Raw genomic sequence first — 26,041 nt, 5'->3', positions numbered from 1 at the left:
AATCAAGAATGAACATCGGAATTACCTGCTATCCGTCACTGGGAGGTTCTGGCGTTGTGGCGACAGAGCTGGGGAAGCTTCTTGCCGAACGCGGGCATCAGGTGCATTTCATTACATCAAGCATGCCGTTTCGCCTCGGGAAGTTTCACCCCAACATTTTTTATCACGAGGTAGAGGTCAGTCATTACGACGTCTTCAAATATCCGCCCTATGATCTGACGCTGGCGAACCGCATGGCACAAGTGGCAAAGAACGAGAAGCTGGACGTTCTGCATGTTCACTACGCCGTACCGCATGCTCTCTGTGCCTATCTGGCCAAACAGATGGTGGGCGAGCAGCTTAAAATCGTCACGACTTTGCACGGGACCGATATCACGGTGCTCGGTTACGATTCGAGCTTGAGCAGCCTGATCCGCTTTGGGATCGAACAAAGCGACATGGTCACGGCGGTATCCCATGATTTGATACGCCAGACAAAAGAATTGCTTCACGTGGAGAAAGACATTGTCCCTGTGTATAACTTCGTCGACAAGCGCCGGTACTACCCCAAGGAAGTAAGCGAAATCAAGCGGGTATTTGCCCCGAACGGCGAGAAAATTATCATGCATATTTCCAACTTCCGACCGGTCAAGCGTTCACAGGACGTGATTGAAGTCTTCGCAAGGGTCCGGGATCAGATGCCGGCAAAGCTGCTGTTGATCGGAGAAGGGCCTGATCTGAGCATGGTACGCCAGAAAATCGTTGAAAAAGGCCTGGAGGGAGACGTTCATTTCCTCGGGAAGCAGGAGGATGTTGCCGAAGTCATCTCGATGGCGGATGTGATGCTGCTTCCTTCCGAAAAAGAGAGCTTTGGACTCGTAGCCTTGGAAGCGATGGCATGTGGCGTACCTGTGGTCGCTACACTGGCTGGCGGCTTGCCGGAAGTCGTGTTGGACGGCGTGTGCGGGTTTCTCCGCCCAATCGGAGATGTGGCTGGAATGGCTGAACAGACGCTGCGTTTACTGCAGGATGAAGAATTGTACGCCCGCTTTTCCCGGAGCAGCATCGAGCGCTCATGTGAAACATTTTGTCACGACAAGATCGCTTCGGAGTACGAGTCGCTCTATCTGCAATTAATCAATCAATCTTGATTTATGGACGGAACGGACCGGACTGCTTTTTGCAAGCTGAAACAGCTTCGAAATCATAATAAATAAACCCATGAGAAATTTCATCAACTACGCCTCCTACTAACCAGGGCGGACGAAAACGGAGTGTAACGTGTGGGAAAGAAACAGGCAGAAATCATTTTGAAAATACTGGAGGAAAACGGGTACGAGGCTTATTTCGTCGGCGGTTGCGTCCGTGACTGGCTGCTGAATAGACCTGTGCATGATATAGACATATGTACCAATGCCCATCCAGGCGACGTGATGCGCTTGTTCCCCGACCATGTGCCGACAGGACTCAAGCATGGGACTGTTTCTGTCAAGCTGGACGGCTCGCTCTATGAAGTGACGACCTATCGCACTGAAGGAAGGTATGAAGATTTTCGCAGGCCGAGCGAAGTCAGTTTTGTCTCGGAGCTGCGAATCGATTTGGAGCGAAGGGACTTTACGATGAATGCCATTGCCATGGATCGGAATGGCTGTTTGAAAGACCCCCTTCAGGGCAAGGCTGATCTGGAAAACGGTCTGATTCGCGCGGTAGGCATACCGGTTCAACGCTTTCGGGAGGATGCGCTTCGTATTTTGCGGGCTGTTCGCTTTGCCGCACAATTACACTTTCAGATCGAGCCCGCAACTCTTGCAGCCATGAGCGAAACCTCTTTTCTGCTGTCCCATATCGCGATGGAGCGAGTTCGTGATGAACTGCATAAAATCATGGACAGTCCAGCGCCGGAGGTAGGGGCAAGGCTTTTGGCGGAGACGGCAGCACTGCACACATCACCTTTGCTGCAGCGCCTTTTCTCGGTGAGACAGGAGTATGTCTCGCGATTGCCTTTCCTTGCGAACCTTCCGCAAAAATGGGCATTGCTGATGTATGCGGCCGGGCTTGACCCCGATCAGGCAAGAGGCGTTTGCCATGAGCTGAAGCTGTCAAAACGGGAGACAGAAGCGGTCTGTTCCTTTGTCCAGCATATTACGCAATTGAAGCCGAAATGGGATGAACCAACTGTGATCGACTGGAGGCCCCTGCTCTTGCAAACGGGTTTGCCGTTCTGTCTGGAGCTGTCGAATCTTCTTGAGGCCGTATGGAAAAACATGCCGGCTCTTGATTTGAAAAAATCATTGGAAGATACCTGCGAAAAAATGCCTGTCAAATCGGTGCAGGAATTGGCCTTGAACGGAAAGCAACTGTATACGTTGCTGGACAAAAAGCCCGGCCAATGGGTACAGCACATGCTGCAGCATCTGTGGGAGCAGACGGCATTTTACGGTTTGGCGAATACGCCGGAGGCATTGCTTGAGGAAGCGAAGAAAGAGGTTGCCCGTCATGAATATTAAGCAAGAGATTATCAAGGCATTTCATGAAAAACCCGGGGAGTTCATCTCCGGGGAGGAGCTGAGTCAGACCTGTGGATGCTCGCGTACAGCGATCTGGAAGCATATCGAGGAGCTGCGCAAGGACGGGTATGAGTTTGAGGCTCTGCGGAAATCAGGCTATCGCTTGATCGCTGCACCCGACCGCCTTTCAGCGGAGGAGATCAGAGCCGGACTCAGCACCTATCGGATCGGCCAGCAGGTTCTGGCGTATGACACCGTTCTCTCGACGCAGCCATTGGCGCACGAGGCTGCCGCCAAAGGTGCGCCTGAGGGAACACTAGTGATCGCGGAGCAGCAAACGGGCGGAAAGGGACGACTTGGCCGCCCCTGGCATTCTCCGAGGGGGACCGGTATCTGGATGAGTCTGATCATCAGACCCGAAATTCCGCTGCCCAAAACTCCGCAAATGACGCTGTTGACCGCGGTAGCGTTGGCCAAGACGATGTGGGAAGAAACCGGCGTTGACATCAAAATAAAGTGGCCCAATGATCTTTTTATCGGCGACAAGAAGGTCAGCGGAGTTTTGACGGAATTGAATGCAGAGTCGGACCGCGTCAACTACCTGGTGATCGGAATGGGGATCAACGCCAATCTCGAGCAAAAGGACGTCCCGCCGGAGCTGTCCTCGATCGCGACTTCCCTTCGCATCGAATCGGGCAAGCCGATCAAGCGGGTCGCTTTCATCCAGCGCTTTTGCGAGAATTTTGAGCGGGAATACGATCACTATTTGCGGGAGGGCTTTGAGCGGGTCAAATCGGAATGGGAGCAGCACTCCTATACGATCGGCAAATGGATTACCGTGAGCACGATTCAGCATACGCTCGAAGGAAGGGCGATTGGCCTGGACGAGGAAGGCGTGCTGATCCTGGAAGACGCTACTGGAAAGAGGCACAAGGTGTACTCGGCAGACGTCAATTATGGTGCAAATTCCTGATTCTTTTGATATACTCCATGAGTGGAGGCTGTATCGGGTTTCCGACCGGCACTCCCGTATGTGGGGTTTTTCTTTTCATTCTGTGTAATGCTATGGACAACAATCTGCTCAGAGCCTGTGTGGACCGAGACAGAAGGAATCCGGCGACATTGATGATGTTGCCAGGTATTTGCGTGGACAACCTTCTCCCTTTATCGGCGAGAAGGTTTTTTTGTTTCCGTACTGGTCTCACGGGAAAGGGCGCATGTAGAGGTGGGAGAGAGATGACAAACAACCTGGCGCCGATCACAACGTCTGATCTGCGCGCAAAAAAACATGCGGGCGAACCAATCGCCATGATTACCGCTTACGATTTTCCCTCAGCCAAGCTGGTGGAAGAGGCCGGGGCCGAAATGATCCTTGTCGGTGATTCACTCGGCATGGTCGTACTCGGATACGACTCGACGCTGCCAGTGACAATGGATGACATGCTGCACCATACCAAAGCTGTGACCAGAGCGGCCAAGAGAGCGTTCGTCGTGGCGGATTTGCCGTTTCTCAGCTATCACGGTACCGTAGAAGAAGGCGTGAAAAATGCGGGCAGGCTCTTGCAGGAAGGGTTGGCAAAGGCCGTCAAAATGGAGGGGGGCACCGAACTTGTTCCGCTCGTAAAACGTTGCGTGCAGGCGGGCATACCCGTGATGGGTCATATCGGCTTGACCCCCCAGGCTGTTCATCAATTAGGCGGCTACAAGGTCCAGGGAAGGGATCTGGAAGCGGCGCGCCGGCTGATGGACGAGGCGGAAGCATTGCAGGAGGCAGGCATTTTCTCCCTCGTGCTGGAATGTGTGCCGGAAGAGGTGGCAGCGCTTATTTCCGCCAAACTGGACATTCCGGTTATCGGCATCGGCGCTGGCAGTTCTTGCGATGGACAAGTCCTCGTTTTTCATGACCTGGTGGGGTATGCGTCGCAATTGCAGCCGAAGTTCGTGAAACGGTACGCGGATGTCGGCACTTCCATCCGGGACGCAGTGCGTGATTATGTATCCGAAGTAAAGGAACGCCGTTTCCCTGCTCCGGAACATGTCTTTCATGCCAAAGAAGAAATGGTTTCGAAGCTGTACGGAGGAGGGGGATTACGGTCATGATGCAGACCATGCAGCAAGTAGTGACGATTGCCGAGCTGCGGCAGCATCTGAAAGAAGCTCGTCGTCAGGGAAAACGGGTTGGGCTCGTACCGACGATGGGTTACTTGCATGAGGGACACCTCAGTTTGGTGAATGAAGCAAAAAAACACTGTGAGATCGTCGTAATGAGCATTTTCGTCAATCCGCTGCAGTTTGGGCCAAACGAGGATTTTGACCGTTATCCTCGCGATATGGAGCGGGATTTGAAGATGGCGGCGTCTGCCGGTGTTGACTTTGTGTTCTCGCCCAGTGTAGGGGAAATGTACCCGCAGCAAGTAAAAACAAACGTCTCTGTCTCAGGCGTCTCGGAACCGCTCTGCGGCCGCTCCCGTCCCGGTCATTTTGACGGTGTGGCAACAGTCGTTTTGAAGCTGTTCCAGATCGTGCAGCCCGATTACGCCTTTTTTGGACAAAAGGATGCGCAGCAGGTTGCTGTTGTGGAGCAGATGGTACGGGATCTTTCCGTGCCTGTGACCATCATCCCTTGCCCGATTGTCCGCGAAGCAGACGGCGTGGCGATGAGCTCGCGAAATGTTTATCTCAGCGCCGAAGAACGAAAACAGGCTGCTGTCTTGTACCGCAGCCTGCAGCTAGCCGAAAAGAAAGTGGCGAGCGGAGCAGACCTCGATAGCGTCCGGGATGAGATGATCCGTACCATCGAGGCCGAGCCGCTGGCGGACATCGATTATGTAGAGCTGTTGCGATACCCTGATTTGACAAAGCCAGAAGCACCGGAAAAGGGAGACCGGGTATTGATCGCCCTGGCTGTGCGATTTGGCAAAACACGCTTGATTGACAACGTGATTGTGACAGTTTGATGCAGGAAAAGGAGGATTCCCCTTTGTTTCGTACGATGATGAAAGCAAAGATTCACCGGGCAACGGTAACGGAAGCGAATCTGAATTACGTAGGAAGTATTACGATTGACAAGGACATTCTCGATGCCTTGGACATCTTGCCGAATGAAAAAGTGCAGATTGTCAACAACAACAACGGAGCTCGTCTGGAGACGTACGTGATCGAGGGAGAACCGGGAAGCGGCGTTATTTGCCTGAATGGAGCGGCAGCCCGGTTGGTGCAGCCCGGCGATATCGTCATCATCATTTCCTATGCGCTGGTAAGCGATGAAGAAGCCCGCAGCCACAAACCGCGGGTTGCGATCATGGATGAGCACAATAAAATTGCACAGCTTCTCGCCGAGGAAGTACACGCCACCGTCTATTAATCGGGAGAATCTGCATAGAGCCCCATCCCTTGTGAAACAATGAGACTACACACGCCTCACAGGGGGTGGCTTTTTTTTGAAGCTGGAAGAATGGTTTGATACATTGCAAACAAAAGCGGAAACAATTGAACAAAGGTGGCCGGCGGCTTCCGAGCATGAAAAGCTTCAGCTTGCTGATCAGTTGTTTCAGCTTCGCCAGGTAAGCGACAGAGTCGTCGATCTGTGGCTGCAGTTTGAAGAGAAGCTGTCTGCTGCAATTCGGCAGATTAAAAAGATGGAAGGCCAGGATGATGAGCAGGAAGAAGCTTTTGGCGAGCCTCTTGCTGGACAATCGTATACATCACAGGACAAGCCGAAGACCGAGGGGAAACAGCCAAAAGCAGATCAAAACGCTTCCACATCTGCGTGGAAGGATTTGCAATCCGCTTTGACAGACGGCGCGACTACGGCCGAAGAGCAGTCCTTGGCACAAGCAGCTTCCCAGCAAAAGCAGGGTCACCTCGAGTTGCATCGGGAATATGAGCATATGTTTCGGAAAGGAGAGGGCTTTTACCACCTCCGGATGTACCAGGATGCCAAACGCTGTTTTGCCGAGCTGGTAGACCAGTCTCCGGACTGGGAAAGCGGGCGGTTGTATTACGGGTACAGTCTCTTGTTTTGCGGTGAAAAGGAAACGGCGCTGCGGGAATTTCGCCTCCTTAGCAGATCGGCCAGCTCCCCTGCGGTCACGGCGATCAGCTATAATGCCATCGGATGCATCCTGGCCGAAGAACGGCAGTGGCTGGAAGCTGCCCAAGCGTTCAAGGAAGCCGTTTCGATCAAGCCCGATCACCGGGATGCCTGGTTTAACTTGGCGCTGTGCTATCTGGAAGACGGATACATCCACGAGGCCATGGAGACGATCGAGAAGGTGCTCGATGAAGGAGAACAGGATTGGGAAGCGCAGATGCTTTGGCTGCGGGCAGCCCGTCTGCTGCAAATGAGCGACCCGGCAGCGGAGCTGGCGCCGCCTGGCGGACTTAGGCTGCCCAACCGCAATCTTGACAGCGCGACGCTGCAGGAGATGGCCTCCCTCTATGAATCGTTGGGGAATTACCACCGGGCACAGATCTGCTATCACTTCCTGACCGAGCGTTATCCGCAAGACGGCCATGCTTGGCATGGGCTGGCCTGGAACACGTGGCTCATCGCCGGAACGCGCCGCGCTTTGACATTGATGAAAAAGGCGATCGCCCTGGCCCCCGATCAGCTCGACTTTACCTTTAGCTATGGCTGGATGCTGTTATTTGACGGCAAAATCGAAGAGGCATTGGCAGCCTTCCGGTTCATTTTGCTGAAGCAGCGGGATCATCGCCTTGCCCAATCGGGAATGATCACGGCCTATGAATGGATGGGGGATATTTTGGCGGCCAAACAACTGGCAAAGCCGTTTACCGAAGACCAGGATCCATACGTCCGATCACTCGGATACTACCACCTGGGGCGGATCGCCTTGGCAGAGGAAAACTGGCGACTGGCCGAACAATATTTCCGCCGGGTATTGCCGCACAGCGATCACTTCAGGGAAATACCGTTTTATCTGCAAATGTGCGCAGGCAAGCTGGGGGAACACGTAGCCGAGAGCGAACTTTTGCATCCTTGATCAGGGAGCAGGAAATTTCCCGGTCTTTGCCGAAGTGTTAGGGAAGCGGACACGATACGGGCCGCGCAAGTACGAGGTGACCATAGCTTGAATCGTTTCATCGTAGTAGACTTCGAAACCACGGGGAGCCATCCCAGACAGGGAGACAGCATCATTCAGATCGGTGCCGTTACGATTGACGACGGACATATTACCGAGTCATTTTCCACCCTGATCAATCCGGGACAGGCGATTCCCCCTTTTATTAAGCAATTGACTGGCATTACCGACGAGATGGTAGCGGATGCGCCAACAATGGAGGAGGTCCTGCCGCGATTCCTTCGCATGCTGGAAGGACGGGCATTCGTCGCGCATAATGCCAGCTTCGATCTTCAGTTTTTGCAAGAAGCCCTGCTGAGCCAGGGCTATTATACGTTTGACGGATATGTACTGGACACGGTCGAGCTCTCTCGTTTCCTGTTGCCGATGCAAGGCAGCTATCGGTTGGGAGAATTGGCTGATGACCTGCACATTGAACATGATCGTCCGCACCAGGCGGACAGTGACGCTTTGGCTACGGCCCAGCTGTTTTTGCATCTGCTGGACATTATAAATGAGCTGCCTCTGGTGACCATCCAACGCCTGCAGATGCTGGTCTCTTCTTTTCGTTCCGATATTTCGGAGCTCTTGCGGTTCTTTGAGATGAAAAAATGGGGATCGATGGACCAGTTGGATACGCTCGGGCGGGACGCTGACGGGATGTCAGACCCGGACGATTCCGAAAAATGGGATGTGTACAGGCAGCTTGCTCTGCGCAAAAAGCCGGAACGCCTCAAAGCTTCTCTGAAAAGGGAAGAAAGCCCAGGCTTGCCGGCCACTTCTTCGTTTGAGGACATGATCGAACAGATGATTGGGGAAGAAGCCGCATTTTCCCGCAACCTTGCGGGGTACCAGCGGAGGGAGGCCCAAGAATCGATGATGCGGGCCATTTTTGACTCGATGGAGAAGGGATCTCACTTGCTAGTGGAAGCGGGGACCGGCACCGGCAAATCTCTCGCGTATTTGCTGCCGGCCATCCTCTGGTCGAAGCAGCGGCGCGAGCCTGTCGTCATCAGTACGAATACGATTCAGCTCCAGGAGCAGCTGTTTCACAAAGAAATCCCCGCGCTGCAGCAGTCGCTCCCGTTCTCCTTCCGGGCTTCCACGCTCAAGGGGAGAGGGAACTACCTCTGTCTGCGAAAATTTGAACAGAGTCTGGAAGAGTCCATGGAAGGCAGCAGCCAGGAGCTCCGGCTGGTGAAAGGCCAAATGGTGACCTGGCTGACCCAGACCGAGACCGGGGATGTCGAAGAATTAAGCATGCCGTCAACCGGCCAGTTGTACTGGCAGCAGGTGAAAAGCGATACGGATTCATGTCTTCACCGGAATTGTCCATGGTTTAGCCGCTGCTATTACTTTCAGGCGCGGGAAAGAGCCGCCGAAGCAGATGTTCTCATCGTCAATCACGCATTGCTCGTCAGCGATCTGCAGGCTGAGAAAAGAATCCTGCCTGCTCATGACATCACGATCATTGACGAGGCCCATCATTTGGAGAGTGTGGCAACCCACCATCTGGGCAAGCAATTTTCGACGGCCCAGCTCTTGTTTTTGCTGGAGCGAGCCAATCCGGAGGAGGGCAGCTATCTCCACCGTTTTGCCGAGCAGCTCTTGGCTTGGCCAGGAAATGAGAAGGCAGCGGCTGTCAATTCGGTGCGGGCAAGCATGAATGAGCATTTTCTCCGGCTCAAGGAAAAGGCCCAGCAACTGACGCAGTTGTTGTATCAGTGGGCGGCAGACCGAGGAGAAGAGACCTCCGATACCGGAAGAGATACGGTCCGTTACCAGACGCTGTCTTTTTCCGGCAAGCACGAGCGAATCCGAAAAACGGCCCGGCGGGTAATCGAATCGATGTCGATCTACGCGTCTGACCTGGAATCGCTTTTGTCTTCCATGCCATCCGGCGAAAAGCCGTCTTTTGAACTGCAAAGTCTTCATACCGATGCTGCAGGCTTGCTGAAGGAGTGGCAAGAAGGGATGGAAATGGTTCACTTCTTTCTCCTGGAGCCGGATGATGAGTATGTGTGCTGGATGGAAATCGAGTCTCGCACCCCGAAAAAGCAAGTGTACTTTCATGCTGCGCCGCTGCAAGTGGCAACACGCTTGGCGGAACCGCTTTTTGACGAGCGCAGAAGCGTGATTCTCACCTCGGCGACGCTGACAGTCAAAGACAGCTTTTCATATATTCTGGAAAGGATGGGGCTCGACCGGCTGCCAGAGGAGCGCGTCCGAACACTCCAGCTGCCGTCTCCGTTCTGTTATGAAAAGCAAGGGCTCCTGCTGATTCCATCCGATCTGCCTACATTGGGCAAAGAGAGCGAGCAGCAGTACCTCGAGGCCGTGATTCAGGGATGCGTGGATGCCATCAGGGCAGCAGGCGGCCGGACAATGATCCTGTTCACCTCCTATTCGATGCTGCGTGTGGTGTACCAAGGCTTGAAGGAACAACTGGACAACGAGCCTTATACACTGCTCGGACACGGAATCGACAGCAACAACCGGACAAAGCTGGTGCGCATGTTCCAGAGAGAAACAAACAGCGTTCTCCTGGGGACGAGCAGCTTCTGGGAAGGGGTAGATATCCAGGGCGAGGCATTGAGCTGTCTGGTGATTGTACGCCTTCCGTTTACTCCGCCGAACCACCCGATTTATCAGGCGAGGGCAGAGCAGGTAAAAGAGCAGGGCAAAAACGCGTTTATGTCGATCGCTTTGCCTCAGGCTGTCATCCAATTCAAACAAGGGGTCGGAAGACTGATCCGCCACCAGGACGATCGCGGTGTAGTTGTCGTGCTTGATACACGCATCGTGGAATCCCGCTACGGACGCTCGTTTCTCAAATCGCTCCCACCTTTCGATACGAGAACAGGCCCCTGGACAACCCTGCGCGAAGACATCGCTCCGTTTCTTCGGGGCATGCAATCCCTGTCTGATTCATAAAATGAATCAATAGTCTCACAGGGATATAGGTGATAAAATAAATGCTGTGGAAAGCGGGAAGAGCTTGGCTGTTGGTGTTGGCTGTCACAATGCTTTTGATACCCGGCTGCTCGATCGACAACCACTTGCAAAAGGCGGTAAAAGTAGAAGATCCGTTCGCAAGTGAAGACGAGAGTGAATTCATCGGGCTTGTCATCCACTATCTGGAGCTGCCGCACGGGGAAGCAACCTTGATTCGATTGCCGAATGGAAAAAACATGCTCGTTGATACCGGAAGCGCTGAGGATTGGCCCCGCTTGTTTGCGGCGCTGACCGAACGGAAAATTACCCGGTTGGATTACGTGGTCTTGACAAATGATTTGCCGGGGCACGCAGGGGGCTTCGCTTTTCTTGTGGAGCGGGTGCTTGTAGAGAACGTCATTTTGCCCCGTCCGATTGAGTCTTCGATTCGCAACGCGGCCCCGCTCAAAGCAGCAAAAAAGGCAGTGACTGTTACTGACGGAGAAGCAATCAGACTGGACGAAGACGTGATGCTCCAGGTCCTGCACCCGAGTGAACCGCTGTTCCTGTCTCCGCAAGACAACTCCCTTGTCTTTCAATTGCGGCATGACAAGTTGTCTTTTCTCTTCGCCAGTGCGATGAATGAAAAGGCCGAGGAGAGGCTGCTTGAGAAACACGCAGATCAATTGAAAGCAGCGGTTTTGAAGGTTGCTGCTCAAGGCAGCAATCAGGCTTCCTCGCAGCCATTTTTGAGCAAGGTGGATCCGCAAGTGGCGGTCATTTTAACCGGAAAGCCGAGAGAAAAGCTAAAGGATGGCCAGGAAGAAGTGCTGGAGCGGCTCGGCGAATCCTGGGCTGAGACCTACATTACCAGTCAGAACGGAACCATCACGATCCTCTCCAATGGAAAGGATTATCGCGTTTTGAAAAGAAAAAAGTAAGGAGGATCGACCGTACGTGGCCAAAAGTGAAAAGATTTCGGAAGCGGTTGTGCGCCGGTTGCCGATTTATCTGCGCTACCTAAGCTATCTGCAGCAAGTGGGCGTGACGACGGTGTCCTCCCAGCAGATGGGCAAAAATCTCGACGTCAACCCTGCCCAAATCAGAAAAGATCTCTCTTCCTTTGGGGATTTCGGCAAAAAGGGCATCGGCTATGACGTGAACTATTTGGTAGAAAAAATCCGTCAGATCTTAAAATTGAGCGAGGAAATTCGCGTGGCGCTGATCGGGGCCGGGCATCTGGGACACGCCATTAGCAATTACAATGCGCAGGTAGAGGATTACATGCGGATTGCGGCTATCTTTGACAATGACCCGGCCAAATGCGGAAAAGTGCTCGCGGGAATCACCATTCAGCCACTGGAAGAGCTGATTCAGACCGTGAAAGAGCAGAAAATTCGTCTTGCCATCCTAACAGTGCCAGCAGCGGCGGCCCAGTCGGTCGCCAACCTGCTGTTTGAGGCCGGGATTGAAGGGATTTTGAATTTTGCTCCCACCACGATTCGCACCGAACGCGATGTCAGGATCCACTATGCCGATGTGACATCCAGTTTGCAGAGCCTTGCTTATTACTTGACGTAAGAATGGAGTGTAACGATGAAAAAGACCATATTGACCCATGCAACGGTAATTACCGCAAATGACCAAAATGAAGTGATTCAGGACGGAGCTGTCGGATTTGAAGGAGCGGGTATTACGTACGTCGGTCCGACCCCCGATGATCTCTCCGGCTATGACGAAGTGATTGATCTGAAAGGGGATTATGTGCTGCCAGGCTTCATCAATACACACGGGCACGCAGGAATGTCGCTGCTCCGCGGTTATGCGGATGACTTGCCGCTCCAGCAGTGGCTCGAAGACAAAATGTGGCCGCTGGAGGCACAATTCACGTCCGAGCATGTGAAATGGGGCACATACATATCCCTTATCGAAATGATTCGGACCGGTACGACGACATTCGTCGATATGTATGATCATATGGATGAAGTGGCAAAAGCCGTGCAAGCGTCCGGGATGAGAGCGCGTCTCTGCCGCGGAATGATCGGCCTTTGCTCCGAGGAAGAGCGTCAGGCAAAGCTGCGGGATGCCGTTTCTTTCGCCCGTGAATGGCATAACCAGGCGGATGGACGCGTGACCGTCATGATGGCTCCACATGCTCCGTACACTTGCCCGCCGGAATTTATCACACAAATTGTGGAAAAAGCGGAGGAGCTGTCTCTGCCGATCCATATCCACATGTCGGAGACGGAGTGGGAAGTTGGTCAGAATGTAAAGGATTATGGGGTTCGCCCGGTTGCTCACCTGGAAAAGCTGGGTGTCTTCAATCGTCCAACTTTGCTCGCCCACGCCGTTCACCTCACGGATGAAGAGATCGACGTCTTGGCAAACTATCACGTGAAGGTATCGCATAATATCGTCAGCAACCTGAAGCTGGCAAGTGGAGTGGCGCCAGTACCGAAAATGCTGGCAAAAGGGATTCACGTTTCCCTCGGAACAGACAGCAGCGCGAGCAACAACAACCTCAACCTGTTTGAGGAGCTGAAGCTGGCTGCCATTTTGCACAAGGGCGTAAACAACGACCCCGTCGCAGTTCCAGCCGAGGAAGCGCTGCGCATGGCAACCCGTTATGGCGCAGAGGGCGTATTCCAGCCGGATACACTCGGAACGATCGAGACTGGGAAACAAGCGGATTTGATTGTGCTTGACAGTCATCAGGCGCATTTCCATCCGGCTCATGATCCCGTGTCCCATGTCGTGTACGCAGCAAATGGCCGCGATGTTAAGGATACGATTGTGGCCGGTTCTTTCCTGATGCGCAACAGAGAGCTTCTCACCGTCGACGAGGAGCGCGTTATTTTTGAAGCCAACCGGATGTTTCAGCAATTGAAGCGATAAGGGAAAAGGCTCCTGTCATGGGGGACAGGAGAAAGGTTGTAGGTGTAGGTAGAGGGATTTTGATTGGTCACCATGCCGACTTATTTTCGCCATACTTCCGCAAGCGAGGTATGGCGAAATTCCAGTGGGGATGAGTGAGACGATGCTCTTAGAGGTGAAGACAATGCTGCCCAGGAGACGCGATAATCCTGCAGCATAGACCCTAAGAGGTCAGGAGATGTCGTTTGGTTTGACAGCTTCACGCGCTCACCTCCTCGGGGTGTATCTGTAGTATGGCCCAGGTGCCGGGTCGTATGTTTAGCAAGTTTTCCGTCCTGTTCTAAAACCTTCCCAGAATTCATACGCATAAGGAAAAAGGGACAGGGGTGAACGGACTTGTATATTAAGCCCAAACAGCTCTGGTGGCTTCCGTCATTATTTCTCGTCCTGTTTGCCTTGGGCACCTTGCTTGGAGAACTTCACAATCGTCTGGATATAAAAGAAGCGCATGTAATCTCGACGACACAGCGAGAAGAGGCAGACCGGGCGATCGTTGCCAGTTTGCTGGATCAGGTAACCAAAGATACGGAGCGGCCATTCTCCGTTTTCGTAAAGGATTACGTTCTGAGCGGAAAGTACAAGGGTGAAAATTTTCAGCTGGCCGGGGAAATAGCCGGACATCGCTTTGAACTGCAAAAAGAAGCGGAACAGGTCAATGTCACGATTGACGGAGAAATTCAAGACCACCAGGCTTTGCCATACTCGCTATATACGCCCCAGCAGCATGCGGCTATCTTGAAAAGCAAGCTGGGGCGGGTTGCGCCGCTTCCGGTCGCAGATGGTTCCGGTCAGGGCTGGCAAGGCTATCGTCTCAGCGTGCCTTCTACAGAGGTGACCGATCTGTTGTCCATGTGGCTCGGACCATCTTTTCCGATCAAGGATATGACTCAGCGTCTGGCCAATCAGATTGCAGTCGAGTACCAATTATGGTACGATGGACCGACGCGTGAATTGCGGCAATTGGAGATCTATTTGCAAATGGAGACAGCTGCGGGACTCAAGCAGGATCAGCTTCGCTTTCGGTTGTAATGTAAGGGGATAAAGGAGTTTTACCGGTGTATGTAAAAATCGTTACAGGAGTAATCGCCGTTATTCTTGTGCTCGTTCTGGGCTCGGCCTATCATCTGGGCGCAACCGTTGTGGGGAAGCAGGATGATTTTGAGGCCCAGGTACGGCAATGGGTCCAGGAGCGGACAACAGTCGCGCAGATCGATTCCATAGACGAGTATCGCGGGAATCAATCCTATGCGGTAGTGCTGGGAAAAAACCAGGCGGGCACCCCTGTGGTGGTCTGGTTGACGGCCGAAACAGTCGCATTTGATTCTTTGGAAAAAGCCGTTACCCGTGAAAGCGTGGAAGCGGCCGTTAAAAAAGGATTTCCAGATGGAGCGATTCGCCATATCGTTCCGGGTATTGACGAAAAGAATCGCTTTTGGGAAGTAACGTTGCAGGACCAACAGGGCCGTTTTCATTATTTGCACTACGATCTGTTTACAGGTGCCCTGCTTACCTCTTACGTCGTTTCTCCCAAAATAGTCAGATAGCCCTTCCATTTTCGGAAGGGCTTTTTTCATTTCCATCCAACAACTGTAAGCAAAAAATAATATATCAGTATGATATACTAAAACCGTTGACAAAAAGAGAAAAAGTTGATAGACCATAGCATTCTGAGATAGTTTGGGGGGAAAACTGTGCAAATGCGCAAAGGGGCAATCGGACTCTCACTGCTGGCGACCCTGCTGCTATTGTTCGGCGGTTGGTTTTTATATCAGAAAATAGAGGTCGAAGAGCCTATCCGCACCCAGATCGGACAATTGCAGTCGGCAGAGCTGGCTCATCTACACGTGGGAAAAGATCACATCCAAATAGATTTGAATGTAACGCATCCGGAGCTGTTCCCGCAGGAATATCGCAAGCTGATGCAGCAAGCAAAAGAAATGGCAGGGGGCAAAGAGATTCAGGTCACTCTTGGCAACCAGTCAAAAGAGCTGGAAAAGGTATGGATGAACGGCTTGTTTTCGTTCACGGAAGCCGTTGATTTGCATCAGTACAGCCGGATTCCGCAATTGGTGGGCGAATGGAAAACAGCTTATCAATTAGACCAAGCGATGGCGCAGATGGATGCAGAGCATGTATACGTATACCTGAAGCGAGGGGCAGACGACTATTACGCGATCGTCCCTCGTTCGTCCGGAAGCGAGGTGGCAGTTCGTGGGTAAGGAAATCGTCTGCGGAGCAATACCGGCCATACTGGTGTTTCTCTGGTTTTTAGGCATCAATGTAACGCCCCTTCTCGTCTTTGGTGTCGTTCTGCTCGCCCTTTATTTTTTGGTCGTCCGACAAAGCCAAGGAAATGTATCGTTCGGTGGCAAAGGCAAGCAAACGAAAAATGTGGTTCCCAAGTCGAATGTTCAGTTTGCGGAGATCGGGGGCCAGGAAAGAGCCAAAAACGAACTGAAGGAAGCACTTGATTTTTTGAAGCACAAGGATCAAATCGCCCAGTACGGCATCCGTCCATTGAAAGGCGTGCTGTTAACAGGACCGCCGGGGACAGGGAAGACACTGATGGCGAAGGCGGCGGCAAACTACACGAATTCCGCTTTTGTCGCAGCGTCCGGTTCCCAATTTGTGGAGATGTACGTGGGTGTCGGAGCCCAGCGTGTCCGTGATCTGTTCAAGGAAGTCAAGGCATTGGCTGAAAAGAACGGTCAGGACAGCGGCATCATTTTCATCGACGAGATCGATGTGATCGGCGGAAAGCGTGACGGACAGCAGCAGCGAGAGTACGATCAGACGCTGAACCAGCTGTTGACCGAGATGGATGGCATTGGAACGAGCGAAAAACCGCGCATCTTGATGATTGCGGCAACGAACCGGAAGGACATGCTGGACTCGGCGCTGCTGCGTCCGGGACGCTTCGACCGTCATATCAGTGTCGATTTGCCTGACAAGACGGCGCGGGAGCAAATCTTGGTGATTCATACGGCCAATAAACCGCTCGCACCCGATGTTTCCCTGGAGCAAGTCGCTCAGGAGACATTTGGCTTTTCAGGTGCCCAGCTTGAAAGCGTAGCCAATGAAGCAGCCATTTACGCAATGCGCGAGAAAAGCCCGCAAATTGAAGCGCGTCATTTTGCCTTTGCCGTAGACAAAGTCATGATGGGAGAAAAAGTAGACCGGGAAGCTTCGGCTGAAGAGAAAAAGCGTGTGGCTTTGCACGAATTGGGCCATGCTATCGTAAGTGAAACCGTACGTCCCGGTTCAGTCTCCCAGGTGACGCTTAGCCCTCGCGGCAAAGCATTGGGATACGTCCGGCAAAATCCGATGGAAGACCGGTACTTGTACACGAAGGAAGCCTTGGAAAAGCAGATTATGGTATGCTTGGGCGGGGCCGTGGCTGAGGAAATCTACTACGGCGGCCGCAGCACAGGCTCCAAGAACGACTTCGAGCAGGCGCTGAATATGGCACAGGAGATCGTGCAGAGCGGCATGTCCGGATTGGGCATCGTTCACCTGCAGTACGTGGCCAAGGAACGGGTTCACGACGAGGTGGAGCGCATACTCGAAGACCTTCTGGAGAAAACCCGCACGCTGTTAAACAAGTACGACTCTGTTTTTCAAGAGGGTCTTCATACGTTGCTTCAAGCGGAGGTTTTGCATGGCGATGCTTTTCGCAGCTTGCTTGCCTCTGTATCCACCCCTGAAAAGGAGCTGGCGGTATAACGCCGGCTTCTTTTTTTTCTTTGCATTATTTTATATTGACGGTGCCCAATGAGCGGTCTGGTGAATATCCTACAGAAGGACATGGACGATTTCAGGAGGGAAGAATATACCATGGCGAAGGTGAACCGTCGAAAAGTAAGCAAACCGTTGGGGAAAAGGTCAGATAGGCTGGAACTCCCTTTGCTGCACAACGATATTGACGTGGACTGGCTCGAGGATTTGGAGTCAGACCGGCAGTTGGCCAGCGGGGGACAAGAGTCATTTACTGTATCAAGCGTGAAAAAGGAGCCTGTCAGTGTCAATCCGCCTCTGCAAAAAATCCCGAAACAGCAAGTCAATTCAAACCAGACGACTTTTTCCAAAGTCCTCAAGGAACGTCGGGATGAGACGAACAATTCGGTGGTCTATACGGATGATTTGACCGACCAGGCTGTCACTGCCGAAAAAATCGCCAATCGGGCAGTTGACGCTTCCAAAATCAAACCGGGAACGATCGACAACAATTTGCTGAAAGATTACGCTGTGGACAGTTCCAAGCTGGCAGACAGGGCAGTAACGTCGAACAAGATTGCACCTGAAGCAATCCAATCCACACATATCGGCAAGAATGTGATCGGTGGCGACATGCTCCAGGACCGTTCCATTTCGGGCGACAAGCTGCAAAACAACAGCATTACGTCTGAGAAGCTTGCCGACAAGACGATTGACGCAATCAAATTTGCTGAAAGTTCCATTCAGACGAAGCACATCCAGGAGCAGGCCATCACGACAGAGCTCATCCAGGATCAAGCGATTACCGCAGAGAAAATCACATCCAAAAAGGAAATTTGGCCAACTACATTATCAACTCTGTCAAATTGGAAGACAACGCTGTCAGCAATGAAAAAATTCGCGATGGAGCAGTCACCGGCAGCAAAATCGACGAGGATGCCATTGAGTCGCACCATATCAAACGCGGTGCGATCCAGCACGAACATTTGAATGACAGAGCCGTTGACGCCAGCAATATCATGCCGGGCAGCATCCAGGACCAACATCTGGCTTCCTTCAGTGTCCAATCACAGCACTTGTCGCCAGAGTCGGTTACGGGCCAAAAAGTGGCACCTTATGCCATCACAACCGAACACCTTGATGAGAACAGCGTGACCTCAACCAAACTGGCTAAAGAGTCGGTAGCCAGTGTTCATTTGCAACCATCCGTCATTCAAACGGCCCATCTCCAGGACAACAGTGTCACACATAAGAAAATAGGCGATGCCCAGGTCACGACCGCAAAGCTTGCTGACAAGGCAGTGAATGCCGACAAGTTGGCCCCGCGTTCCGTGAACAGCCACCACATAAACGAGGGAACGATCGATGCAAAGCATTTGGCTGACGGTTCGATCACCAAGGATAAACTGGCGAAGGGCGTGATCGATGCCACCCATTTGGGTGAACGGGTTGTCAGCAATATTCATTTGAAGGACAATATTGTGCAAACGCATAATTTGGCCGACCACGTCATTACGACCTCCAAGCTTGCGGCAGAATCCGTGTCGACCGACAAAGTGACGGAGCTGAGCATAACGACGACCAAACTGGCTGACGGCGCCATCACCTCCGCGAAACTGGCCAGCGAATCGGTCAAAGCAAGACATCTCTCCCGAAATATCGTTACAGAGGAGAAGCTGGCCGACAAAGCTATACAGTCAAGGCATCTGACGAATAACGCCGTTCAAACCGAGCACTTGCAAAATCAAGCAGTCACGTCTGAAAAGCTTGCACCCAGCAGTGTAACGCGGGAAAAACTGGTTGCTCGCAGCGTGGACGGCACCAGGCTTGAGCTGCAGTCGGTAACAGGTGGCCATGTGGAGAAAAACACCCTGAGCGGAGAGCATCTCATCGCTGGCGCTATTACGTCCGACCATCTGGCTCCAGGGAGCGTACATGGCATTCACATTGCCAACAAAGCCGTCGACTCGCAGCATCTAAAACCGCTTTCCATTACGACAGAGAAGCTTGGCGAGGAAGCAGTCGTTACTTCGAAAATAGCGATACGCAGCGTAACCGGAGAAAAGATCAGCCTGTTTGCGATCTCGACTGATCACATCGAGGATCGGTCGATCACGAGGGACAAAATTACGCCAGGAGCGATCAGAGCAGAACACCTCCTGGATAATTCTATCGGCAGCGAGCAGTTGATGGAAAGAAGTGTAGGCGCCAAACATCTGAAGACCGAAAGCGTAGCAGGCGAACATATCGTCGACGGAGCGATCACGGCTAACCATCTGGCGGACGGCACGGTTACAATGGATAAACTGGCGTTTGTTCCGGTGGAGACCAGCAGGCCGCAAGGGGTCACTTTGCAGCAATTCGGGTTCCTTTCCTTCCGGATCCCTGCCAGCAAAAAGTCAGTTGACGTAACGATACGGCTCGACGCTCCGTTCGCAAATGCCGACTATTGTCTGGTGGCAATGACAAACCGGATGGGCTGCCATGTTTCCTTTAAATACGGCAATCGGACTTCTGCAGTAGTCACTGTGTTTCGAAATCGCTCCGGACAAGAGGAAAAAGGAGTGATTCAGTGGATTGCAGTCGGAGAGAAAGGTGGCACCATCACCGGTGAGATGAGGGAATATTTCGAGCAGGAGCTGGAGGAGAATGATCTGCTCGAAGCACTCGAAGAGGATGGCGAGATCGCACAGGAAGAGTTAAGTGCAGAAGATAAGGACGAGGAAGAGAATGCCGTCCTGTATGTGCATGATGATGGCGAGCATGAGTCAAACGGGGACGCTGATCAGGAATTTGCAGATGAGGATGCCATCGAGTCCAGGAGGGCAGCGCAAAGACATCGGAACAAGGGCCGCAATCGGGAGGAATTAACCATTAGCGAAGAGATTGATGAGGATTACGAAGACTAAATCGAAGCGCAGCCATTCAGAGTGTGGGCAACAGACCGTCAACTCTTTGCGTGGCTGTTGACGAATAGGAGTGTCGGACAGATATACAGGCAAAGGCCAGGCTCCCGGCGGAGCAGGGCCTTTTATTTTGGTGCGCCCAGCATGGGCGATAGCTATAGGGTGAAAGTCCCGAACGGGGGTTGGCTGTACCAACCGTTAGCTCAAGGCAAGGGTGTCGACCGCGAGGTCGAATCTGAAGGAAGCCGGCGGCAAAATCCCGACCTGAGGTACACGAACCCAATTTGAGGCTGTTGTATCCGGGCGAGTCTGCCAAACAAGACAAAGCCCCATACAGCCAAGGGATACAGTAGTAAACTTGGGCAGGTACATGGGATGAAAGTTATCGTTCTTACCTGGGGAGGTCTGCATGAAACGCCTTCAACTGTTGGTAACCGTCTCCGTAAGGAGACGCTGAACATGCAGAAGTCAGCAGAGGCCATAGTACCCGAGTAGAGGACGCTTGAATGGGGAAGGGCCGAACATCAAGTCAGCATGCGATCCATGTCTTTTGATACGGTACGTCGAAGCAGAATTCTGTCAAGGAACTACTTTTGAAGAGCAGGGGTGAAGCCCCGAGGGTACAAAAGAGGGCTGAGTATCGTACAGCAAGCACGGAGTCCGCATGTGCGAAGGAAGGAACATCATTATGGATTTGCTGGAAAAAGTCTTATCACGGGAAAACTTACGGATGGCACTCCAACGAGTGGAGGAAAACAAAGGTGTCGGTGGAGTCGATGGTGTTTCAACCGAACAACTACGCGATTATCTACGTGAACACTGGCAAGCCATCCGCGAGAAGATGGAAAGGGGAACCTATAGACCTTCACCTGTTCGCAGAGTCGAAATCCCGAAACCTGACGGTGGTGTAAGGTTATTAGGCATTCCCACCGTGGTAGACCGCTTTATTCAGCAGGCCATCCTCCAAGTGTTAACGCCGATCTTCGACCCCACCTTCTCGGAATCTAGCTATGGGTTCCGTCCAAAACGTAGCGCTCACATGGCAGTAAGGAAAGCGCAAGCGTATATCTCCGAAGGATATCGTTTCGTGGTGGACATCGATCTAGAGAAATTCTTTGATCGCGTAAATCATGATATTCTAATGAGCCGTGTGGCTCGAAAAGTTCAGGACAAGAGAATTTTAAGACTGATTCGTTCCTACTTGAATGCGGGGATCATGATAAATGGCGTCTGTACAACATCAAGTGAAGGAACACCGCAAGGTGGGCCGTTAAGCCCACTTTTGGCAAATATCCTACTTGATGATTTGGACAAGGAACTCGAAAAGAGAGGCCACCGTTTCTGCCGCTACGCAGACGATTGTAATATCTACGTGAAAACAAAACGGGCAGGGGAACGAGTAAAGAAGAGTATTCAAAACCACTTGGAGAAGGTACTAAGGCTAAAAGTAAATGAGGAGAAAAGCGCGATAGACCGACCATGGAAACGAAAATTCTTGGGCTTTAGTTTTACCTTTGCAAAACAGACAAGGATTCGCATCCACCCCAAATCCCTCCTCAAGCTAAAAGAGAAAATCCGCACGATCACGAATCCGGTGTGGAGCATCTCGATGGAGAAGCGGATTGAAAGAATAAATCAGTACCTCATGGGCTGGATTGGATATTTCGCCCTTGCAGACGCGAAGGGCATTCTACAATCCATTGAGGAATGGACAAGGCGCAGGCTCCGTCTTTGTTTGTGGATGCAGTGGAAACGCGTGAGAACCAGATATCGAGAACTTCGTTCTCTTGGCATATCTCACGTAAAAGCCATTGAAATTGCAAATACCCGCAAGGGTGCATGGCGTACCACAAAATCTCCGCATATACACAAAGCCCTCGGCATTGCCTACTGGCAACAACAAGGGCTGAAAAGCTTAGTGCAACGATATTCTCAAATTCGTCAAGCTTGGTGAACCGCCGTATACCGAACGGTACGTACGGTGGTGTGAGAGGACGGGGGTTAGTCGCCCCCTCCTACTCGATTATAATGGAGTCCGGTTTTTTGCTTTGATGAAGGGCTATAAAGTTGTCATAAAAATATTATGGTAAACTAACAGGCGCAGACTCTCATTGAATTCAACTACGCTGAATAGTATAATTGATTCGATATCAAGTAGTATGGATTTTGTGTTGCAATGGCAAATGGAGGGAAACAAGCCGATGATGACGACCATTGCCCAGTTGGGGCAGCATGTGGGACAAGAAGTACGATTGGGCTGTTGGCTTTTTAACAAGCGCAGCAGTGGAAAAATACAATTTTTGCAGCTGCGCGACGGCTCCGGATTCATTCAGGGAGTAGTCGTCAAAGCAGAAGTATCGGAAGACGTATGGGAAGCAGCATCGCAATTGACACAGGAGAGCTCTTTGTACATAAACGGCATCGTTCGGGCAGATGACCGTGCGCCGAGCGGCTATGAATTGACCGTGACCGGCATTGAAATTATTCAAATCTCCCACGATTACCCGATTTCGCTGAAGGAGCACGGGGTTGACTTCCTGATGGACCACCGCCACCTGTGGCTGAGAAGCCCTCGCCAGAGAGCGGTTATGTCGATCCGTTCCGAAGTGATTCGTGCGGTAAACGAATATTTTCACCAAAACGGCTTTTACAAAGTAGATCCGCCGATTTTGACTCCTACCTCTGCGGAGGGGACGACAAACCTCTTCCATACGAAGTATTTTGACGAGGACGCCTATCTTTCCCAATCCGGCCAGTTGTACATGGAAGCTGCTGCGATGGCTCTGGGACGGGTATACTCCTTTGGTCCGACCTTCCGTGCCGAAAAATCCAAAACGCGCCGTCACCTGATCGAGTTTTGGATGATCGAGCCCGAGATGGCCTTCGTCGATCACGAAGAAAACCTGCGCATTCAAGAAGAGTTTGTGTCTCATGTCGTACAGTCTGTTTTGAAAAACTGCCAGCGCGAGCTGAAAACACTGGAGCGCGACACGACCAAGCTGCAAAATGTCGTCGGACCGTTCCCGCGGATTTCTTATGATGACGCGATCAAACTGCTTCAGGAAAAAGGAAGCGAGATCAAATGGGGCGATGATTTCGGCGCTCCTGACGAGACGGCGATTGCCGAGCATTTTGACAAACCGGTATTCATTACCCACTACCCGACAGAAATCAAGGCGTTCTATATGAAGCCAGATCCGAACAGACCAGAGGTTGTCCTCTGTGCCGATCTGATCGCACCGGAGGGATATGGGGAAATCATTGGCGGAAGCCAGCGTATTGACGATCCTGTCCTTTTGGAAGAGCGGTTCAAAGAACATGAACTGTCTGAAGAAGCGTATAAATGGTATCTCGATCTGCGCAAATACGGGACTGTGCCTCACTCCGGATTTGGTTTGGGACTGGAGCGCACAATCGCCTGGATTTGCGGTTTGGACCACGTCCGCGAAACGATTCCGTTCCCGCGCATGCTTTATCGCCTCTACCCGTAACCCGCTGCTTTTTTGGCGGTTACACGCTCAGTATCTTACACCCTGCTGCCGGAGGGCGGCAGGGTATTTACGTTCTTCAAACCAACGCGAACAGCACGCCAGCATGCAATCATGGCGATGAGGTGAAAATGTCTCATGGAATCACAACTATTACAGATTTTGCAAGAAGGAGCCACATCGATTTCCAACCTCCTTTTAAAAATGTACAAGCAAACGTCGCTCTCTGATGAAGAAATGATTCTCATTATCCATTTGTTATCCTTTCAGCAAGAGGGAAATCGCTTTCCGACGATTCAGGAGCTGGAGGATCGGATGTCGATGTCATCAACCAGACTGATCCAGACATTGCAAAAGCTTTTGAAGGAAGAATGGATCAGCATTGACGAATACATCGATCCCGAGACAGGGATGCGTCATGAGCTGTACAATCTGACTCCCTTGTATCGCAAGCTTTATCAAAGCTGGCGGGAGCAGCGCAGCGTATCCCGGATGATTGACCCGGTGGTAGAGCCTTTTGCCGAAATGGCCAGTACATTGGAAGGCGAGCAGACGGGATTGTACACCCGCTTTGAACAGGCGTTTGGCCGTCCGCTATCGCCGTTTGAGCTGGAGACGATCCACATCTGGACCAATCAGGACGGTTATTCGGATGAACTGATTCTGACAGCATTGCGGGAGGCAGCTACGGTCGGCAAGCTGCACATCCGCTATATCGACCGAATTCTTTTGGAATGGCAAAAGCAAAAGATAACAAGCGTCGAAGAAGCAAGGCACTATAGTCTCCGTTTCAGGCGCCATACGCCTATAAGCGATCAGCGTCAGCCGCTGTGAGGAAATCCCTCGCAGCGGTTTTTTCTTTTCCCCTGTACATGTACCTATTTGGGATCTTGTTCATACCATAAAAAGAGCGAAAGCTGTCGGAATGATTGACTTGGTCAAGCGAATCTTGATGTCGGATTGGTCTGGAGGTCATGAAGCATGGAAAAGCGAAAAAAAGGTGAGACCACACATTGGATTATGCCGGGAGTGTTTTCTGGCGAATTCGTGGTGGATGAAGCTGTTGAACGCGTTCAATTGAAAAAACTGGGAGACCAACGGGACGCCGCGGAAGCGCTGTGGAAAGAGAGGGCGGAAGAAATTCAAAAAGAGCTTGCGGCTCTCAAAGAAGCGGTGTCACGCTGGGAAGAACGGTTTAAGGTGCTGCAGGAAGAGCAGAAGCGCGAGCGAGAGTACCTGTACCAGGTCGTTCTTTCTTTAAAACAGGAGTGGGAGCGGGAGCGAAATGAAAATCGCCATCATTAGTCCCGGCCCCTTCTCTGTGCCGCCGGTCAAGGGCAGCTCAGTAGAGCATGATATCGATGAAGTGAGCAAGATGTTTGGGCCGGAGCATCAAGTGACCATCTACACGCGAACGTGCCCGACCTACCCTCGTTCGAGCTTTGAAGAGGGGAGAGACATTATCCGTTTTCCTTATAAGGGTCCCGGCCCTTATCTCAAGCGAATCATCGGCGATTTGAAAAGACGAAGTCCCGACGTGATCCTGGTGGAGAATCGCCCCAATTTCGTGCCTGCTTTGCGGAGAAAATTTCCATCAGTTCCGATCTATGTGAATATGCACTCTCACGTATACGCCGCCAAATGGTTTATCAGTCCGGAGAAAATGAGACAAATCGTACGGCTCGCAGATGGGTTTATCACCAACAGTGAATATCTGCGTCAGCATTTTATAGAAAAGCATCGTATCCCCCCAGACAAAGTCCATGCGGTTCACCTGGGGGTAGACGTGACGCCTTATCAGCTAGCAAAAATCAATTTCGGAGTAAGAAATTTGCGGCGGAAGCTGGGACTCAGACATGATGATCGGATCATGTTCTACGCAGGCAGGCTGATGAGGGCAAAAGGCGTCCACGTCCTGCTCAAGGCATTCCGGAAGGTGTGCGAACAGGATCCAAAGGCCAAGCTCATCATCGTGGGAGGAACTGGCTATGGAAGCAATCGGATGAACCCGTATGTCCGGTATTTGCACCAGCTGGCGAAACCACTGGGCGACCGGGTGAAATTTGTGAACTTTATCCCGAGCCAGGAGATGCCCCTGTACTACCAGATCGGCGATATTGTGGCAACGCCTTCCGTCTGGCAAGAGCCGTTTTGCCGGGTCAACCTGGAAGCGATGGCATCCGGAAAGCCGGTGATTACGACACCGAGAGGCGGGATCGGGGAGGTCGTCACACACGAGGACTCGGGTTACGTGATCTCTCCCAAGGAATGGGAAAAGGAACTGCCCAGGATTTGGGATGAGCTGTGGAGCATTCCTCACCTGCGAAATCAGATGGGAAAACGCGCATTGGTCCGGGCGAAGCAATTTTCTTGGTACGCCACAGCCCAAGGCTATTTACAGGCTTTTGAAAAGGGGGCTGACAAACGCGCAAGAGTCGCAGCAGCATACAAAAAGGTCGGATAAATCGGGCGCGAATCAGACTGGGTGGTCGCCC

22 protein-coding genes are annotated in these 26,041 nt (G+C 52.1%); all 22 read left to right on the top strand.

All coding sequences use genetic code 11. The features are described 5' to 3' along the window. The first annotated feature begins 8 nt into the window (after positions 1-8). The 22 genes from bshA to V5G20_RS15525 all read left to right on the top strand — a co-directional run bounded on the left by bshA (position 9) and on the right by V5G20_RS15525 (position 26,010). Entirely contained in the window at positions 9-1,130 is a 1,122-nt protein-coding gene (gene bshA, locus V5G20_RS15630) for an N-acetyl-alpha-D-glucosaminyl L-malate synthase BshA (RefSeq protein WP_031933270.1), read from the top strand. 132 nt (positions 1,131-1,262) lie between these two features. Further along, positions 1,263-2,486, top strand: a complete 1,224-nt coding sequence (locus V5G20_RS15625; RefSeq protein ID WP_024985007.1) for a CCA tRNA nucleotidyltransferase — start codon at positions 1,263-1,265, stop codon at positions 2,484-2,486. After that, positions 2,476-3,459, top strand: coding sequence for a biotin--[acetyl-CoA-carboxylase] ligase (locus tag V5G20_RS15620; protein WP_024985008.1), 984 nt, complete (start codon positions 2,476-2,478; stop codon positions 3,457-3,459). Before V5G20_RS15625 ends, V5G20_RS15620 begins: the two co-directional genes overlap by 11 nt. Positions 3,460-3,722: 263 nt before the next feature. Further along, positions 3,723-4,586 (top strand): 3-methyl-2-oxobutanoate hydroxymethyltransferase, encoded by an 864-nt coding sequence (panB, locus tag V5G20_RS15615; RefSeq protein ID WP_003387044.1) that lies wholly within the window; start codon positions 3,723-3,725, stop codon positions 4,584-4,586. Continuing rightward, positions 4,583-5,443 (top strand): pantoate--beta-alanine ligase, encoded by an 861-nt coding sequence (gene panC / locus V5G20_RS15610; RefSeq protein ID WP_003387043.1) that lies wholly within the window; start codon positions 4,583-4,585, stop codon positions 5,441-5,443. The genes panB and panC overlap by 4 nt, the downstream gene beginning before the upstream one ends. A gap of 23 nt (positions 5,444-5,466) precedes the next feature. Beyond that, positions 5,467-5,850 (top strand): aspartate 1-decarboxylase, encoded by a 384-nt coding sequence (gene panD, locus V5G20_RS15605; RefSeq protein ID WP_003387042.1) that lies wholly within the window; start codon positions 5,467-5,469, stop codon positions 5,848-5,850. Positions 5,851-5,926: 76 nt separating this feature from the next. Further along, positions 5,927-7,492 carry a tetratricopeptide repeat protein gene (locus tag V5G20_RS15600; protein ID WP_003387041.1) on the top strand — a complete coding sequence of 522 codons (1,566 nt, stop codon included), beginning with the start codon at positions 5,927-5,929 and terminating at the stop codon, positions 7,490-7,492. Between the two features lie 87 nt (positions 7,493-7,579). After that, positions 7,580-10,504: an ATP-dependent DNA helicase DinG gene (gene dinG, locus V5G20_RS15595; RefSeq protein ID WP_031933272.1), complete on the top strand. Its 2,925-nt coding sequence runs from the start codon at positions 7,580-7,582 to the stop codon at positions 10,502-10,504. A gap of 41 nt (positions 10,505-10,545) precedes the next feature. Then, positions 10,546-11,445 carry a ComEC/Rec2 family competence protein gene (locus V5G20_RS15590; protein WP_024985011.1) on the top strand — a complete coding sequence of 300 codons (900 nt, stop codon included), beginning with the start codon at positions 10,546-10,548 and terminating at the stop codon, positions 11,443-11,445. Positions 11,446-11,461: 16 nt separating this feature from the next. Then, positions 11,462-12,085, top strand: coding sequence for a redox-sensing transcriptional repressor Rex (locus V5G20_RS15585; protein WP_003387037.1), 624 nt, complete (start codon positions 11,462-11,464; stop codon positions 12,083-12,085). A 15-nt stretch (positions 12,086-12,100) separates the two neighbouring features. Further along, on the top strand, positions 12,101-13,399 hold the full coding sequence (locus V5G20_RS15580; RefSeq protein WP_024985013.1) for an amidohydrolase: 1,299 nt from the start codon (positions 12,101-12,103) through the stop codon (positions 13,397-13,399). A gap of 375 nt (positions 13,400-13,774) precedes the next feature. Continuing rightward, positions 13,775-14,467 carry a hypothetical protein gene (locus V5G20_RS15575; RefSeq protein WP_024985014.1) on the top strand — a complete coding sequence of 231 codons (693 nt, stop codon included), beginning with the start codon at positions 13,775-13,777 and terminating at the stop codon, positions 14,465-14,467. A gap of 26 nt (positions 14,468-14,493) precedes the next feature. Beyond that, on the top strand, positions 14,494-14,982 hold the full coding sequence (locus tag V5G20_RS15570; RefSeq protein ID WP_122958391.1) for a DUF5590 domain-containing protein: 489 nt from the start codon (positions 14,494-14,496) through the stop codon (positions 14,980-14,982). 153 nt (positions 14,983-15,135) lie between these two features. Beyond that, entirely contained in the window at positions 15,136-15,657 is a 522-nt protein-coding gene (locus V5G20_RS15565) for a hypothetical protein (RefSeq protein WP_003387033.1), read from the top strand. After that, positions 15,650-17,161: an AAA family ATPase gene (locus V5G20_RS15560; protein ID WP_172921104.1), complete on the top strand. Its 1,512-nt coding sequence runs from the start codon at positions 15,650-15,652 to the stop codon at positions 17,159-17,161. The genes V5G20_RS15565 and V5G20_RS15560 overlap by 8 nt, the downstream gene beginning before the upstream one ends. A gap of 111 nt (positions 17,162-17,272) precedes the next feature. Next, positions 17,273-18,142, top strand: coding sequence for a hypothetical protein (locus V5G20_RS15555; protein ID WP_338461231.1), 870 nt, complete (start codon positions 17,273-17,275; stop codon positions 18,140-18,142). Between the two features lie 29 nt (positions 18,143-18,171). After that, positions 18,172-20,061 carry a WIAG-tail domain gene (locus tag V5G20_RS15550; protein ID WP_338463475.1) on the top strand — a complete coding sequence of 630 codons (1,890 nt, stop codon included), beginning with the start codon at positions 18,172-18,174 and terminating at the stop codon, positions 20,059-20,061. A gap of 685 nt (positions 20,062-20,746) precedes the next feature. Then, positions 20,747-22,012 (top strand): group II intron reverse transcriptase/maturase, encoded by a 1,266-nt coding sequence (gene ltrA / locus V5G20_RS15545; RefSeq protein WP_024985202.1) that lies wholly within the window; start codon positions 20,747-20,749, stop codon positions 22,010-22,012. Between the two features lie 247 nt (positions 22,013-22,259). Then, a complete protein-coding gene (asnS, locus tag V5G20_RS15540) occupies positions 22,260-23,549 on the top strand; it encodes an asparagine--tRNA ligase (RefSeq protein ID WP_003387030.1) in 1,290 nt (429 codons plus the stop codon). A gap of 135 nt (positions 23,550-23,684) precedes the next feature. Next, on the top strand, positions 23,685-24,380 hold the full coding sequence (locus tag V5G20_RS15535; RefSeq protein WP_003387029.1) for a DnaD domain-containing protein: 696 nt from the start codon (positions 23,685-23,687) through the stop codon (positions 24,378-24,380). Between the two features lie 147 nt (positions 24,381-24,527). Next, entirely contained in the window at positions 24,528-24,851 is a 324-nt protein-coding gene (locus V5G20_RS15530) for a hypothetical protein (protein ID WP_024985019.1), read from the top strand. Further along, positions 24,832-26,010, top strand: coding sequence for a glycosyltransferase family 4 protein (locus tag V5G20_RS15525; RefSeq protein ID WP_031933277.1), 1,179 nt, complete (start codon positions 24,832-24,834; stop codon positions 26,008-26,010). The genes V5G20_RS15530 and V5G20_RS15525 overlap by 20 nt, the downstream gene beginning before the upstream one ends. Positions 26,011-26,041: the final 31 nt, after the last annotated feature.

It is taken from the genome of Brevibacillus borstelensis, assembly GCF_036700025.1.
In the GTDB taxonomy this organism is placed as follows: domain Bacteria; phylum Bacillota; class Bacilli; order Brevibacillales; family Brevibacillaceae; genus Brevibacillus; species Brevibacillus borstelensis.
This window is presented reverse-complemented; position numbering and strand designations above follow the sequence as displayed.

Excerpts from the sequence above, each read along its gene's own strand:
- V5G20_RS15620 (WP_024985008.1), top strand. The coding sequence starts at position 2,476 with ATGAATATTAAGCAAGAGATTATCAAGGCATTTCATGAAAAACCCGGG.
- V5G20_RS15530 (WP_024985019.1), top strand. The coding sequence starts at position 24,528 with ATGGAAAAGCGAAAAAAAGGTGAGACCACACATTGGATTATGCCGGGA.
- V5G20_RS15525 (WP_031933277.1), top strand. The coding sequence starts at position 24,832 with ATGAAAATCGCCATCATTAGTCCCGGCCCCTTCTCTGTGCCGCCGGTC.
- V5G20_RS15590 (WP_024985011.1), top strand. The coding sequence starts at position 10,546 with ATGCTGTGGAAAGCGGGAAGAGCTTGGCTGTTGGTGTTGGCTGTCACA.
- V5G20_RS15580 (WP_024985013.1), top strand. The coding sequence starts at position 12,101 with ATGAAAAAGACCATATTGACCCATGCAACGGTAATTACCGCAAATGAC.
- V5G20_RS15550 (WP_338463475.1), top strand. The coding sequence starts at position 18,172 with ATGCCGGGCAGCATCCAGGACCAACATCTGGCTTCCTTCAGTGTCCAA.
- V5G20_RS15535 (WP_003387029.1), top strand. The coding sequence starts at position 23,685 with ATGGAATCACAACTATTACAGATTTTGCAAGAAGGAGCCACATCGATT.
- panC (WP_003387043.1), top strand. The coding sequence starts at position 4,583 with ATGATGCAGACCATGCAGCAAGTAGTGACGATTGCCGAGCTGCGGCAG.
- V5G20_RS15555 (WP_338461231.1), top strand. The coding sequence starts at position 17,273 with ATGGCGAAGGTGAACCGTCGAAAAGTAAGCAAACCGTTGGGGAAAAGG.
- panB (WP_003387044.1), top strand. The coding sequence starts at position 3,723 with ATGACAAACAACCTGGCGCCGATCACAACGTCTGATCTGCGCGCAAAA.
- asnS (WP_003387030.1), top strand. The coding sequence starts at position 22,260 with ATGATGACGACCATTGCCCAGTTGGGGCAGCATGTGGGACAAGAAGTA.
- ltrA (WP_024985202.1), top strand. The coding sequence starts at position 20,747 with ATGGATTTGCTGGAAAAAGTCTTATCACGGGAAAACTTACGGATGGCA.
- V5G20_RS15565 (WP_003387033.1), top strand. The coding sequence starts at position 15,136 with ATGCGCAAAGGGGCAATCGGACTCTCACTGCTGGCGACCCTGCTGCTA.
- bshA (WP_031933270.1), top strand. The coding sequence starts at position 9 with ATGAACATCGGAATTACCTGCTATCCGTCACTGGGAGGTTCTGGCGTT.